15 protein-coding genes are annotated in these 14,473 nt (G+C 42.7%); 12 read left to right on the top strand and 3 right to left on the bottom strand.

Annotated elements, in window-relative coordinates; translation table 11 throughout:
* Positions 1–73: 73 nt before the first annotated feature.
* From ACN6KS_RS15810 to ACN6KS_RS15800, 3 genes are read left to right on the top strand one after another with little or no spacing between them, the layout of a single operon-like run.
* Positions 74–1,684, top strand: a complete 1,611-nt coding sequence (locus ACN6KS_RS15810; protein ID WP_440960013.1) for a response regulator — start codon at positions 74–76, stop codon at positions 1,682–1,684.
* Positions 1,681–3,465, top strand: a complete 1,785-nt coding sequence (locus tag ACN6KS_RS15805; protein ID WP_440960012.1) for a cache domain-containing sensor histidine kinase — start codon at positions 1,681–1,683, stop codon at positions 3,463–3,465. Before ACN6KS_RS15810 ends, ACN6KS_RS15805 begins: the two co-directional genes overlap by 4 nt.
* Positions 3,462–4,451, top strand: coding sequence for a substrate-binding domain-containing protein (locus tag ACN6KS_RS15800; protein WP_440960011.1), 990 nt, complete (start codon positions 3,462–3,464; stop codon positions 4,449–4,451). Before ACN6KS_RS15805 ends, ACN6KS_RS15800 begins: the two co-directional genes overlap by 4 nt.
* 68 nt (positions 4,452–4,519) lie before the next feature.
* On the opposite strand, the gene ACN6KS_RS15795 is transcribed toward ACN6KS_RS15800, so the two are convergent.
* A complete protein-coding gene (locus ACN6KS_RS15795) occupies positions 4,520–5,404 on the bottom strand; it encodes a LysR family transcriptional regulator (RefSeq protein WP_440960010.1) in 885 nt (294 codons plus the stop codon).
* A gap of 332 nt (positions 5,405–5,736) precedes the next feature.
* On the opposite strand from ACN6KS_RS15795, the gene ACN6KS_RS15790 reads away from it, so the two are divergent.
* The 9 genes from ACN6KS_RS15790 (at position 5,737) to ACN6KS_RS15750 (ending at position 12,719) form a co-directional block, all read left to right on the top strand.
* Positions 5,737–6,669 (top strand): phosphate ABC transporter substrate-binding protein, encoded by a 933-nt coding sequence (locus tag ACN6KS_RS15790; protein ID WP_094869101.1) that lies wholly within the window; start codon positions 5,737–5,739, stop codon positions 6,667–6,669.
* 91 nt (positions 6,670–6,760) lie between these two features.
* Entirely contained in the window at positions 6,761–7,663 is a 903-nt protein-coding gene (gene pstC / locus ACN6KS_RS15785) for a phosphate ABC transporter permease subunit PstC (RefSeq protein ID WP_094869100.1), read from the top strand.
* Positions 7,660–8,556 (top strand): phosphate ABC transporter permease PstA, encoded by an 897-nt coding sequence (gene pstA, locus ACN6KS_RS15780; RefSeq protein ID WP_042128135.1) that lies wholly within the window; start codon positions 7,660–7,662, stop codon positions 8,554–8,556. The genes pstC and pstA overlap by 4 nt, the downstream gene beginning before the upstream one ends.
* A gap of 39 nt (positions 8,557–8,595) precedes the next feature.
* Positions 8,596–9,372 carry a phosphate ABC transporter ATP-binding protein PstB gene (pstB, locus tag ACN6KS_RS15775; RefSeq protein WP_076120520.1) on the top strand — a complete coding sequence of 259 codons (777 nt, stop codon included), beginning with the start codon at positions 8,596–8,598 and terminating at the stop codon, positions 9,370–9,372.
* A gap of 118 nt (positions 9,373–9,490) precedes the next feature.
* Positions 9,491–10,093 (top strand): nitroreductase family protein, encoded by a 603-nt coding sequence (locus ACN6KS_RS15770; RefSeq protein WP_440960009.1) that lies wholly within the window; start codon positions 9,491–9,493, stop codon positions 10,091–10,093.
* Between the two features lie 269 nt (positions 10,094–10,362).
* Complete coding sequence (locus ACN6KS_RS15765) at positions 10,363–10,542, top strand: helix-turn-helix transcriptional regulator (RefSeq protein WP_440962408.1); 180 nt, start codon at positions 10,363–10,365, stop codon at positions 10,540–10,542.
* 167 nt (positions 10,543–10,709) lie between these two features.
* The gene (locus ACN6KS_RS15760; protein ID WP_094875777.1) at positions 10,710–11,426 is read left to right on the top strand and encodes an MBL fold metallo-hydrolase; all 717 of its coding nucleotides are present in this window, start codon (positions 10,710–10,712) and stop codon (positions 11,424–11,426) included.
* The gene (locus ACN6KS_RS15755; protein WP_440960008.1) at positions 11,427–11,999 is read left to right on the top strand and encodes a TetR/AcrR family transcriptional regulator; all 573 of its coding nucleotides are present in this window, start codon (positions 11,427–11,429) and stop codon (positions 11,997–11,999) included.
* Positions 12,000–12,026: 27 nt separating this feature from the next.
* Positions 12,027–12,719: an AlkZ-related protein gene (locus ACN6KS_RS15750; protein WP_440962407.1), complete on the top strand. Its 693-nt coding sequence runs from the start codon at positions 12,027–12,029 to the stop codon at positions 12,717–12,719.
* A gap of 71 nt (positions 12,720–12,790) precedes the next feature.
* Here the strand turns inward: ACN6KS_RS15750 and ACN6KS_RS15745 are convergent, their stop codons facing one another.
* Positions 12,791–12,973 (bottom strand): hypothetical protein, encoded by a 183-nt coding sequence (locus ACN6KS_RS15745; RefSeq protein ID WP_042128123.1) that lies wholly within the window; start codon positions 12,971–12,973, stop codon positions 12,791–12,793.
* 222 nt (positions 12,974–13,195) lie between these two features.
* Positions 13,196–14,425: an aminopeptidase gene (locus ACN6KS_RS15740; protein WP_440960007.1), complete on the bottom strand. Its 1,230-nt coding sequence runs from the start codon at positions 14,423–14,425 to the stop codon at positions 13,196–13,198.
* Between the last annotated feature and the right edge of the window lie 48 nt (positions 14,426–14,473).

The following is a 14,473-nucleotide window of genomic DNA, read 5'->3' as shown; positions in this document are numbered from 1 at the left end:
CTATTATCCTTATTTAAAAAGGTAAACATTTACATGTAAGCGATCGATGAGTTCATAGCTGAGGAGGTGTTGGATGTATAAGATTATTCTGGTTGATGATGAAGATGAGGTTCGGGAAGCGATTAAACAGAAGATATCTTGGAATAATTATGGTTTTGAGCTCGTTGGAGATTTCGATAACGGCAGAGATGCCCTTGATGCGATCGAGCAGTTTCGACCAGATGTGATTATTACAGATATTTGCATGCCCTTTATGGATGGTTTAGGACTGGCAAAAGCTGTTATGGAACGGTACCGCGACATGAAGGTCATTATCGTAACTGGATATGAAGACTTCGATTACGCCAAACAGGCAATAACCTTGAAGGTGACAGAATATTTGTTAAAACCAATTAATGCTCGTGAGTTTGCAGAATTTCTAAGCAAAATGAAGCAGGATTTGGATGAAGAGTATTTACAAAAGGCCAATATCGCTAAGCTTCGCATGCAATTAAATCAGAGCTTACCTTTACTGCGCGAACGTTTTCTGGAGAAACTGGTTACGACTCGAATGAAGAACGATGAGATCGAGAATAAAATGAATTATTTTCATATACAGCTTCAGGGCGCGGTTTACCTTGCAATCGTAATCGAGATAGAAATGGAGAGTCGAAGCCAGGACATTGCTTCTGATGCTGAGCTACTACGTTTTGCTGCATTTAACATTGTGCAGGAGCAACTTGAGAAGGGGCAGTGCGGGGTGGTGTTTCAGACTAGAGATGGTAAACTCGCTGCGATATTATCAGGAGATTCAGAAGCAATTGAAGTTACAACACAGCTTCTCGCGGATCAGGTTCAGACCAGCTTGAATAAGTATTTGAAGCTGACCGCCACCATCGGCATCGGTAGAAAATATGCTAGCATGCAACAAATTCCACAATCCTTCCAGGAAGCGATTTCATCCTTAGAATATCGTTATCTTTTAGGCATCGATAAGGTGATCTCCATTCAGGATCTTGAGTTTGGCAAAGGGTTGGATCAAGCGCACTTCACTTCTTGGGAAAAGCAATTTATATCCGCGTTGAAGACAGGGAAAGCATCAGCGATCTCAGAGGTTCTCTCACAATGGTTTCAGGAATTAAAGAGCAATAGCTCTTCTATAGAAGGTTGCCGCAGTATCATTTACCAGATGCTCGTTTCTCTAATGAATTATGTGGCCGATATTGGATTCCCCAATACTGAGCTTGTTTCGCATAATATGTTCGCAGAAGTTGCTGCTCTAAAGACTTTAGAGGAAGCGAGGAATTATTTGGAGAGAACTTGCCATGAGCTGATCCTCAAGCTATCGGAACAAAGAACTACGGTAAGGGATTCTCAGATGAAAGCCGCGGAAGCTTATATCCGGGAGAATTATTATAATGACAGTTTTTCACTCAATGAGTTATGTAGCCATATTTTTATGAGCATCAGTTATTTCAGTGCAACGTTTAAACAGCATACCGGTGAGACTTTTATTGAGTATTTGACTCGCCTCCGTTTGGAAAAAGCTAAAGAACTGCTTACCATCACACAGCTGAAGACTTATGATATCGCTGCTAGAGTGGGCTATGCTGATCCTCAGTATTTCAGTGTTATTTTTAAACGAAATGTTGGGATCACACCTAAGGAATATCGACAGCGACAGAAGGAGAATCTTCTTCTATGAAACCTCATCGTTTCTTCCGAAGTCGAAGTATTCATAATAATATCGCGATTTCTTTTTCGCTTCTTATCCTCTGCACCACTATAGTACTTACCTATACTTCATATCGACTCTCCTCAGCAGCCGTCATGGGGAATTCCGTAGCCTATACCTCACAATTAATAGAACAAGTAAAACTGAACATCGAGAATTATATTAGCAACATGGAGAGCATTGCTGCTCTGGTGTTAACTAGCAGTGATCTTGAGAAATATGTAAGAGGTTCGAGTTCTGGACAAGAAGGGGAGACCAAGGATAAGCAATTAGCTAGCCAATATCTACGATCTGTAGTCCAATCCCGCTCGGATATTTCTTCAATTGTGTATGCAAGCTCGGAAGGGATAACCGTTTCAGATCGACTGGATGCAGTTTTGAAACCGCTTCCCGAGTTGATTGCTCAAGAGTGGTATCAGCAAGCATTGAACCAGACGGGAGTGGCTGTCTCCTCTTCACATGTGCAGCACTTATTTCAGAATGAATACCGTTGGGTAGTGTCGATCAGTAGAAAGCTTTCCGATTCTTTTTCTAAAATGGAAGCAGACCGACAGGGTGTGCTACTCGTAGATCTTAATTACAGCGTAATCAACAATCTGTGCAAACAAATCGAACTGGGAAAACGCGGTTATGTATTTATCGTAGATCCGTCAGGGAGTTTAGTTTATCATCCTCAACAGCAGTTGATTTATTCGCAGCTCAAGTTTGAGCAATTGGATACTGTTCTTGGGATTAAGAACGGGTCAGTTACGGTGAAAGCAGGGAACGAACAGAAACTGTACACCGTGGATACCACTAGCTTTGGCTGGAAGATTGTAGGGGTCACTTATCCAGATGATCTGGTTGCTAACAAACAGCAGATGCAAGGGACCGCCGCCTTGTGGGGAGCCGTAAGTCTGATCTGTGCTATGGCAATTTCTGTGCTGCTGTCCTACGCATTAACCAAACCGCTCAAGAATTTAGAAATGAATATGAAAAAGGCTGAACGCGGTGAGTTCGACATTCGCGTGGAGATTGAGAGCACGAACGAAATCGGTAAGCTAGCCCGTACCTTTAACCTGATGATCCTGAAGATTAAAGAGCTGATGAGTCAGATCGTCATGGAGCAAGAGATGAAGCGTGTGAGTGAGCTTAAGGCCTTACAAGCACAGATTAAGCCCCACTTTTTGTATAATACGCTGGACTCGATCATTTGGATGGCAGAGACCGGTAAGATGGAGGAGGTAGTCGAAATGACCTCTTCATTATCGAAGCTGCTACGTTCTACGATTGGTGAGGGCGAGGAGCTGATCCCGATCGCTAGAGAACTAGAACATATTCGGCACTATCTAACGATTCAGAACATGCGCTATCGCCATAAATTCACATATTCGATAGAAGTGGATGAAGACATTCTTGAATGCAGTATTTTGAAAATGGTCCTTCAACCCTTAGTTGAAAATGCGATTTATCATGGGATAAAGCATAATCCTGAGCAAGGTCACATCCTGATTAAAGGCAAAAGAGAGCAAAAAGATATTACTATTCAAATTATTGACAATGGTGTCGGTATGAATCCAGATCAGATTGGGAAGTTACTGCTTCAAAAGCCAGATTACAGGATTGGCAGTGGGGTAGGCGTCGCGAATGTAAACCATCGCATTCAGCTTTATTTCGGGGACCATTACGGTTTGTCTTTTGCAAGTGAAATGGAAGAAGGGACGACGGTCACTTTAAGAATTCCTGCGCTCTATGAGGAGGAGAGTCCATGAGTTCACTTTGGTCAAAAATAGGCCTGTCTGCTCTACTGTTATTCTTTATTATAGCGCTCGGGTGGGTAGGTTATCGTATGTTTACGAATGAGCTTGATCCAAAAGTCAGAACCATTATCTACGTTCCTAAGACTATCGATACCAGCATTGAATTCTGGGAGGTAATGAAACAAGGTGTGGCAACTGCTGCCAAGGAATTCGGTGCAGATGTCCATACGGTAGGAACAGATACCGAGTTAGATGTGGATAAGCAGATTCAATTACTAGAACAGGCGATTGAGGAGAAGCCTGATGCCATTATTTTGGCTGCTACCGACTATTATCGTCTTGTTCCGGTTGCAGAGCAGATTAAAGCTGCGGGTATCACGCTTATTACGGTAGACTCGGGACTGAACGGCGGTGTATCGGAGAGTTTTATCGCCACAGATAATTATGAAGCAGGCCGAAAAGCAGCGCAGAAGTTGATTGAAAATATTCATAGCGACGATCTAGTCGCCATTATGAATTTTGTACAAGGCTCCGCTACAGCTATCGAGAGGGAGAAAGGGGTTCGGGATGCTTTATCTCAGAATGGAGTTAATCTTGTGCAGGATACCCTTTACAGTAACGGATCTTCGAAGAAGGCATATCAATTAACTGTTGATCTTCTAAGGAAACAGCCACAACTAAAGGGAATCATTGGTCTCAATGAGCCCTCTACATTAGGTGCGGGAATGGCAATTATGGATATGGGCTTAAAAGACAAAGTGAAGCTGGTGGGGTTCGACAATTCCAGTAGTGAGGTTCAATTGCTGGAGAATGAAATTATGCTGGGAACGGTAATTCAAAAACCTTTTACTATGGGGTACTTGGCTGTGAAAACTGCACTTGAAGTCGTTTCAGGCCACAAAGTAGCTCCTGTTATGGATACAGGCTCCGAATTCATTACGAAGGAAAATATGTACACAAGTGAGAATGAGAAGTTAATGTTTCCGTTTATAGAATAAGCCTAAAAAAGGGAGTGCTCAAGTCCGTAATGGCTTTGGGTGCTCCCTTTTAGTATAAAATATAAAGTCTAAACGTTGTTTAACATTTCAGCAAAAGACTGCTGCAACGGTGTTAATATATGATCTTTTCGCCAAGCCAGTACAAAACCGCCGCTCTCAGGCAAAACTCCCGGTAGAGGAGCATAACAAAGACGACCTAATGCAAGTTCTGCTTCAATGCTGACTCTAGAACAAATGCCTACGCCATCTCCCTCGCTAACTAACTTCTTTAGGGATTCAGGTGAATTTAACTCGGATCGGTTCCACAAGCGAATATGATTTATTTCTGCCCATTGATCCGCAAATCCCCGTAAACAAGAACCACCCTCATACTGAATCCAAGGCTCAAGCGCGATCTGTTCTGGTGTTAGCTTCTCTATAGTTGCAAAAGGGTGACTAGGGGCAAAAATCAGCACAGGCTCGTCGCGGACAATCAGCTGAAAGTTAAAGGATTCATCATGCCAATCTGAAGTGTGCAAAATAGCCATTTGAATTTCTCGGCTTCGGAGTCGTTCCTTTAACAAAGTATCACTTTGGATCGTCATCGAATTATTAATACCAGGATATTGTTTCATGAATTGGATTAGCGCTTTAGGTAAAATATAAGTTGCAGGTATATAACTTGCTTCCAGCTTTAAAGTACCATGTGTTGGGGAAGAAAACTGTTTAACAGTACGTTCAGCTTCGGCCGTAAGTGAGACAATCTTGAGCGCATATTGATAAAGGGCTCTACCCGCATCTGTGAGCAGGACTCTTCCACTTCGATACTGGAATAAAGGAGTTCCAAATTCATTTTCTAAATTCTTCATATGAAAAGATACAGTGGGTTGTTTAAGGCCCAATTCAGCAGCTACATCGGTTACTTTCTTATATTTTTCAAGTAGAATAACGATCTTTAACTTCATAATATTCATGACTTTCCTCCGCACAATGCTAAGTTGGATAACAAATTATATCTCCATTATAGATTAAATCTATACATATATATAGTTTCTATTGGTATTTTTATCGTTCGCTTTACAAAGTTAAGAAGTTTCTCTAACGAACGAGCTCTAGAATAAGAAGAGTCAGAGGGGCCAAGAAGCTCCGGACAACAACAATAACATATGCGTACAATGCACTTTTACAGTAAACAAGCATATGGGGGCCAAAGCTCCACAACACCATGTTAAAGCTTTCGAAGCCAGTTCCATATGAACTGTATGCGGAAGCCGTGCTAACAAAACATTTAGGAGGAGACAAAACAATGCAATTCAAAAAATCTTGGGTTATGACTTTGGCTTTAACAAGCGTACTGGCACTTTCGGCCTGCGGTAATGGTGGGGCAAACAACACGGGAGGAAACGCTGCAGCTACAAATGAAGGTAGCGGCGCTAAAATAAGTGGTTCTATTCTAGCATCAGGTTCAACAGCACTACAACCATTGGTTGAGCTGGTAGCAGAGAATTTCATGGATAAAAATGCTGGCGTGGACATTCAAGTTCAAGGCGGCGGCAGTGGTACTGGTCTTACTCAAGTAGCTGAGAAACAAGTAGATATCGGTAACTCTGACGTATTCGCAGAAGAAAAACTAAAGGATGCAGATGCAGAAAAAGCAGCAGCTCTTGTAGATCATCAAGTAGCAGTAGTAGCGATCGCAGCAGTAACTCATCCGGATGCTGGTGTAGACAGCTTGACTAAGCAACAGCTTATCGATATTTTCACAGGTAAGGTTACGAACTGGAAAGAAGTTGGCGGAGCGGATCAAAAAATCCAAATCATCAACCGTCCAGGCAGCTCCGGTACTCGCGCAACCTTTGAAAGCTTTGCACTTGGAACTAAAACGGAAGATATCCCAGGATCGATTCAAGAAGATTCCTCCGGTACTGTTAAGAAAATGATCGGAGAAACTCCAGGGGCTATCGGTTATCTGGCTCTTTCATACCTTGATGATTCAATCAAAACACTTAGCCTTGATGGTGTAGAAGCATCTGTGGACAATGTTGTTTCTGGTAAATATCCAGTATGGGCTTACGAGCACATGTACACAAACGGCGAACCAAATGAAACTGTAAAAGCATTCCTTGACTTTTTCTTGACAGACGAAGTACAAACAGGTGAAGTTGTTGAGCTTGGATACATTCCAGCAGTAAAAATGCAAGTTACTCGTGACGTTGCAGGAAATGTTACAGCTAAGTAATTCACTTCTAAGTAATTTGTAAGGATTAGAATCTCAAGTGATTAGAGGCGGATACATCTGCCTCTCTTTTCACTTTAGAAAGAGGGAGCAATTGAGGGTGAAAATAAAGAACTCACGCATCGAGAAACATCATATTGAAGATTTTGTGGGACGTACATATATGTCCTTCTGTGTACTGCTATTGATAACAATCATTGTATCGATGGTATATTTTGTGGCGTCTAAAGGGATTTCAACTTTCACAAGTGGCGATGTTAGCGTTACAGATTTTCTGTTCGGAACAAAGTGGTCACCTGAAGCAGATACGCCATCCTTTGGTGCATTTCCGTTTATCACGGGATCCTTCTTAGTTACTCTACTTGCAGCATTGATTGCTAGTCCACTTAGCCTTTGCGCTGCGCTGTTTATGACGGAGATTGTCCCAGGATGGGGCAAAAAATTGCTTCAGCCCGTAATCGAGCTGTTGGCAGGTATCCCTTCAGTTGTTTATGGTTTCATCGGATTAAGTGTTATAGTACCGTTTCTACGCAACAACCTGCCTGGTCAAGGCATCGGGGTAGCTGCAGGCGCGCTTGTGCTCTCGGTCATGATTCTTCCGACGATTACAAGCGTGGCTGCAGACGCGCTGGCTTCATTGCCGCAAAATTTAAAGGAATCCTCCTATGCGCTTGGTGCCACCCGGTGGCAGACGATCTCTCGAGTGATTATTCCGACAACGTTTCCTGCTATTATGACTGGTATTGTCCTGGGGATGGCACGTGCATTCGGTGAAGCCCTTGCTGTACAGATGGTTATCGGGAATGCGCCGTTCGTACCAAAATCACTCTTTGAATCAGCTTCTACCTTGACGAGTGTAATCACGCTTGGAATGGGGAACACAACCATGGGTTCTGCGCACAATAATGCTCTGTGGAGTATGGCACTGGTTCTTATGCTGATGACCTTTGTATTTGTCTTCTTTGTGAGACTGCTTGAAAGGAGAAATAAAATTTGAAGCCGAGAACCGTAAATAAAATTGCCACAAGCCTTATTGTGTTTTTCGCATTGCTCATCGTAGCTATTCTGGTTGGTCTATTAGGATATATCCTCTTTCGAGGCCTTAGTCACATTAGTTGGGATTTTCTATTCTCTGCACCACAAAAAATTCGAGCAGGTGGAGGAATTGGTCCTCAATTATTCAACTCCTTATTCCTTTTGGTACTCACGCTAATAATTACAGTACCGCTTGGACTGGGTGCCGGTATTTATATGGCTGAATATGCTCGTCCAGGAAAAATCACCGGCTTTATTCGCTTAATTGTTGAAGTATTATCTTCGTTCCCTTCAATCGTAGTCGGCTTGTTTGGTCTATTGCTGATTGTTAACTATTTTAATCTTGGCTTTTCCTTAATCTCGGGAGCACTGGCATTGACGGTCTTTAATCTACCGCTGATGGTTCGGATTACTGAGCAAGCTTTCCGTAGTGTTCCGAAGCAACAAAAAGAGGCAGGTTTTGCACTAGGATTGTCCAAGTGGAAAATCGTAACCTCTGTGTTGTTTCCAGTAGCATTACCAACGATTATTACCGGTACTATTTTGTCCGCTGGCCGTGTCTTTGGGGAAGCAGCCGCGTTGATGTTTACTGCAGGAATGAGTAGTCCAAGACTAGATTTCACCAACTGGAATCCACTTAGTCCGAACTCACCACTGAATCCTTTCCGTCCAGCTGAAACACTGGCTGTTCATATCTGGAAGGTAAATAGTGAAGGCCTTGCTCCTGATGCCGCGCAAATTGCTGCGGGAGCTTCAGCAGTACTTGTAATTATGGTGTTGATCTTCAACTTGGCAGCACGTTATTTCGGAAGATTTATTTATCGTAAGCTTACAGCTTCAAAAAGAATGAACTAATTCCTAAAAATTAAAGTAGAGATGTAGGAGGAGTAATCGATGGGAACGTCGGCAACAGCAGTGCGAGAATCTTTTCAAACCGAGGACCTGAGTATTTTTTATGGAACATATGAGGCAGTAAAGGGGATTAGTCTTCCTTTTGCTGAAAATACGGTTACTGCACTGATCGGCCCATCCGGCTGCGGTAAATCAACCTTTCTTCGTTCACTGAATCGGATGAATGACGAAATCTCCGGATCAACCACCAAAGGAAGCATCTGGATTGATGGAGTGGATATTAATGCTCCGGGCACAGACGTTATCAAACTGCGTCAGAAGATTGGTATGGTGTGGCAGAAGCCGAATCCGTTCTACAAATCCATTTATGATAACATCGCTTTTGGTCCTAAGTATCATGGAATTAAAGGGAAAAAAGCACTCGATGAGATCGTAGAGAGCAGCCTTCGCAAAGCAGCCTTGTGGGACGAAGTGAAGGACCGGTTAAAAGATTCAGCATTAGCTCTATCCGGTGGACAACAGCAGCGCTTATGTATTGCAAGGGCGTTGTCGGTTAACCCACAAATTCTGCTCTTGGACGAACCCGCATCCGCACTAGATCCGGTTTCCACTGGTAAAGTAGAGGAGCTCATCAAGGAGTTAAAAGAAGAGCTTCGCATCGTAATCGTAACGCACAACATGCAGCAGGCTGCACGGATCTCTGATTATACGGCCTATTTTTATCTTGGATCCCTTATAGAATATGATAAAACGGATAAGGTCTTTACTAATCCTGAGAATCAAATGACACAAGAATACATCATGGGCCGTTTCGGCTGAAGCCTTTTAACATCGTTCTTTAGGGAACGGTGTTTTTTTTCTAATATTTGCAAAAGGCAGATTGATACTGTATTATTAATGATAATGATTATCATTATTACTATAGGGAGTGGATCTTATGACACAAACTCAATCGACTCAAAAGAATAGCGTAGCAGAACTAATTAAAGAACGGCGCTCTATTAAACTTTTTCAAAAAGATCCACTGCCACAAGGACTATTAGAGGAATTGTTAAATGTAGCGGTATGGGCGCCTAATCATGGGGTTCGTGAGCCGTGGAGATTCATTGCTTTTCAAGGTGAAGGTACAAAGTTCTTGGCTGAAGCAGCATTTGCCTTCGTGAAACGTGCCATAGCTGATCCTGAATTGGCTGCCAAGCGCAAAGAATATATCTCAAATATTCCCTTAACGTTGATTGTGGTGATGCCTGAAGATCCTCGGCAGAGAGAGTGGGATGAGGATTTTGCAGCAGCGTCAGCACTTGTGCAGAACTTCCAACTAGCTGCTTGGGAGCAAGGCGTGGGAACGATTTGGAAGACCGATCCTTATATCAATAATCCTGAATTCCGTAACAAAATTGGTGTGAAGCCAGGAGAGAAGATCATAGCTATGATCCATGCTGGATACCCCGAGACTGTGCCAGACAGCCGTCCACGCACGGATGCTTCTGAACTACTGAAGATCGTTGATAGCTATCCAGAGAACGATGTAGTGGAATAGAGAAGACTATAAGGGATTTGAATAGTAATCGTTTAAAGCATCCATTGGGGTGCTTTTTTCTTGCTTAGAATCTCTAGGAAAGAGGCAGGGAAAAGATAAGGAAAGTCGAGTAAAGATGAATCGAGGATGAGTAAAGTTGAGTTGAAGAAGTTTCGAAAATGTTTATAGCAATATATACTGTGCATAATGATTAGTATAGATTACAATTTAGTGTAATGAAACAATCTGTATAAGGAGGGAAAAGCGTGGGGGAGAACAAGAACATCAAGATGAAACTGGCTCGTGTAGGAAAAGATCTTTCCCAAGAACAGTTAGCGGAATTAGTAGGGGTTACAAGGCAGACGATTGGCCTAATTGAAGCTGGAAACTATAACCCGACACTTAAGTTATGCTTAGCGATCTGCAAGGCATTGGATAGATCATTAGACGATATTTTTTGGGAGGATTAAGGTGAGAGGGACAAGGATTAAGGATGAGCGGATTATCTCAGAAGGTCAGAAGATTAGTACATACGGGTTTATGATAGTGGGTAGAGGAATGGATAAATCGCTATTGCAAAACTAATACCATTAGTTTATATTTAAGCTAATACCATTAGTTTTGTGGAGGGATAATGATGAGAGTAACTCGTGAAGGTCATTTATTACAGCTGACTTGGATGCCAAAAGTGTTTCCTGTGAATTGTTACATCATAGAGGAAGAAAATGAATTAACTTTGATCGATGCGGCCATGCCGTTTAGTGTAAAGGGAATTATGGATACTTCAGCAAAGTTAAATAAGAAGATTACTCGTATTGTATTAACGCATGCTCATGGTGATCATGTTGGTGCACTGGATGAACTAAAAAAGCAGCTTCCAGAGGCTCAGGTGTACATTTCAGAAAGGGATTCCTCTTTATTAAGCGGAGATCGTTCCCTTCGTGAGGGAGAACCTCAGACCCCTATTAAGGGAAGTGTACCCGATAAGGTAACAACAAGACCAGATGTATTACTCTATGATGGCGATGTCATTGGTTCGTTGACAGCCATTCTAACTCCCGGTCATACCCCTGGCTCTATGTCTTTTATTGATTCACGAAGCAAAGCTGTTATTGTTGGCGATGCTTTTCAAACCTTCCGGGGAACCGCAGTTTCAGGAACCGTAATTCCTTGGTTTCCGTTTCCGGCTATGGCCACCTGGAATAAAGATCAAGCCTTAAAAAGTGCCATTAAGCTTCTAGAGGCTTCTCCGACTATACTGGCCACTGGACATGGAGACTTGCTTAGAAATCCAGTTCAAACCATGGAGAATGCCATACACAAAGCACAAATGAATCAAGGAAGGAGGAATTAAATGTCACCTAGAGCGGGATTAGATCGTCGTATGCTAGTTATTGCAGCAGCAGAAATTGCCGATCATGAAGGAATCGAGACCGTAACTTTAGCTGCATTGGCTAATAAACTAGGTGTTCGATCTCCGTCGCTATACAATCACATTAACGGGCTACAGGATTTGCGTACACAACTAGCAATTTATGGACTAGGTGAGCTTTCTACGGCCATGATTAGCGCAGCTAAAGGACTTAGTAGAGATGATGCTGTACAGGCGATGGGGCGAGCGTACGTGGACTTTGCTAGAAGTCGCCCTGGTTTATATGAGACCACGCTGCGAGCGCCTGAACAGGCCAATACGGAGCTAGAAGCAGCAAGTGAAGATATACTGAAGCTTATCATTCAAGTGATGAAGGATTATCAGTTAGGTGAGGAGGGTGAAATTCATGCAGTCCGCGGGTTACGAAGCATTTTGCATGGCTTCGCCTCTTTGGAACAAAAAGGCGGTTTCGGAATGGCGCTTGATACTAATGTAAGTTTATCTCGCCTCATCGGTACATTCATTGCTGGGATTGGAAATATGAAATCAAAATAATGGAGTACATAAGGAGATGATGTAGTGATGCATGAGGGATATGAAGAAGGTAGTGTCACCACTTTTGAGGAAGCTGTAGGCATTGTTGCCAAGGTTGGGATTTTACCGCTTGCAAACCTGATTCCTGATCACCCATCTTTAAACGGATTAACGAAAGCAGAAAATTGGCATACAGGAACAGAGCTAGATCCTTGGTCATGGCGTGTAAGGTTTCCCGGGGAAGGACTGGCTGGATACGGCAAGTTTATTAAGAAAAAAGCGATCTTGGTCTCTAGCGGGTGGTTTCCAGCATTTGTGGCAGCTGTTGGAAGTACAAAATCTATAGAAGAACGTTATAATGACGGATTGGCCAGCAGAGAAGCAGTAACTTTACTGCAAATTATCCGTGAACGTCAAGGGATTGATACACGCATCCTTCGTGCTGAAGCTGATATGAAGGCTAAGGAAAAGAAGACGGCATTCGATAATGCAGTTACGGAGCTTCAGGCATCGCTGGACATCGTTATTTCAGGTGTAAAAGAACGCCAAAATGCAGAAGGTGAGAAAAATGGCTGGAGCAGTACCTCGTTTGAGACTGCAAGCCACTGGACGGAAGATAACGGTCTTTCCTCATTTGAAGGCGATAGAGAAGAGGCCATAGCTTGGCTACATTCCAAAATGAATGGCATATGGTCGCCTACAGCAATAGCCTGGACGAACAAAGCACTCTCATGGAAATAAAAACGGCTAATCACTACTCCCATGAGAGTGATTAGCCGTAAGCGTTTTCTAATAAAATCATATCCATCACATTATTGTTCCAACATAGGTGCCAAGTAAGCAATCAGGAAATACAAGAATCCGAAAAACAGCATAACATAGGCGGTATATTTGATTGCATTAGATGCAACAATTCTTGAATCCACCGGTGCTTGAATTTCGAGCTGTTCTTCTTCAACGCTGTCAATTTCATTGGATATTGGGTCTCTCAACATGATAATCCCCTCCTTGGAAATTAGATCCTTAACTGTATTGTGACATATTTGTGAACGGAAATCAACAATAGTGTGAACAAATATTGAACTTTTATTCAAATTTGGACTATTTATTTACTGGATATTCTAGTTTGCAATAAAAAACAACCTGCTTTTGTCCTCGGAAGAGGAAGCAAGCAGGTTGTTTGGCATTTTATTTATTCAATAATTTAAGCGAACAATTTAAACCCAATCTCCATCACGGAAGATAGGTACGGTTGTTCCATCATCCTTAATACCATCAATGCTCATTTCAGGTGAGCCCATCATAAAATCAACATGTGTATGGCTTTGGTTCATTCCTTTTTCCTGCAATTGTTCTTTCGTCATTGTCGTACCTTCTTGAAGGGTAAAGGCATAAGCTGCACCTAATGCCAAATGGCAGGAGGCATTCTCATCATATAATGTGGTGTAATATAGAATTCCGCTCTCGGAGATCGGAGAGTGGAAAGGCACCAAAGCGACTTCTCCAAGATAAGCAGAGCCTTCATCTAACGCAATAAGGGAAGCAAGCGTTTCTGAACCTTTTTCAGCGGTGAAATCCGTTACTTTGCCGTTTTCAAAGGTGAGGGTGAAATTGTCTATAAGATTACCCCCATAGCTAAGCGGCTTAGTGCTGCTTACCTTACCATTCACACCAGACTTCAGTGGGGCAGTAAATACTTCTTCAGTAGGGATGTTGGCTAGGAAAGGGACTCCTTTGCCATTGACAGCTCCTGCTTGACACCAGATATGTCCTTCTGGCAGCTCAATCGTCAAATCGGTTCCATGTCCTGTATAGTGCAGCTTGCGGAACTTATTATCATTCAAAGCAGTACAACGTGCTTTCAGACCCTCTAAATGTTGACTCCATGCTTGAATAGGGTCAGCTTGATCCGCACGTGTGGCTTTAAAGATAGCATCCCATAGCAAATCAATTTGCTGATCAGGTGATGCTTCAGGGAATACCTTTGCCGCCCACGATGCTGATGGGAATGCAACAATACTCCAGCTTACGTGATTCCCCATTAACAACTCACGATATGGAGCTAACGTCTGTCCAGAGATCCGCTGATTATCCGCAATTCTTTTGGACTCAACACCGCTCAATAGATCTGGATTCGTTGAAGTTATCGATAGAAATGCTGCACCTTTTTTAGCCAGGTCTTCCAATTCATCTGCTTGCCATTGTGGCGGTTCCAAAAAGGAATCGGATGGAGCGAGGTCATAACGGGTACGTATAACAAACTCATCACTATAATTAACCTTGACGAGCTTCGCACCCGCTTCATAAGCTTTACGTACTACAAGACGCACCAGTTCTGCGGAAACGATGTCGGCATTTACAACAAGGGTCTGCCCAGGTTGGATATTAACCCCAATCTTTACTGCCAGCAATGCATAATTCTCCAGTTTTTGCTTGAAATCCAACATAGTTTCTACTCCTTTCAATATCTCTAGTCTTTATTTCATATATACAGT

The organism is Paenibacillus nitricinens, from assembly GCF_052056485.1.
GTDB lineage: Bacteria > Bacillota > Bacilli > Paenibacillales > Paenibacillaceae > Paenibacillus_AQ > Paenibacillus_AQ nitricinens.
Note: the sequence above shows the minus strand (reverse complement) of the source record. Positions and strands in the feature narration are given on the sequence as shown.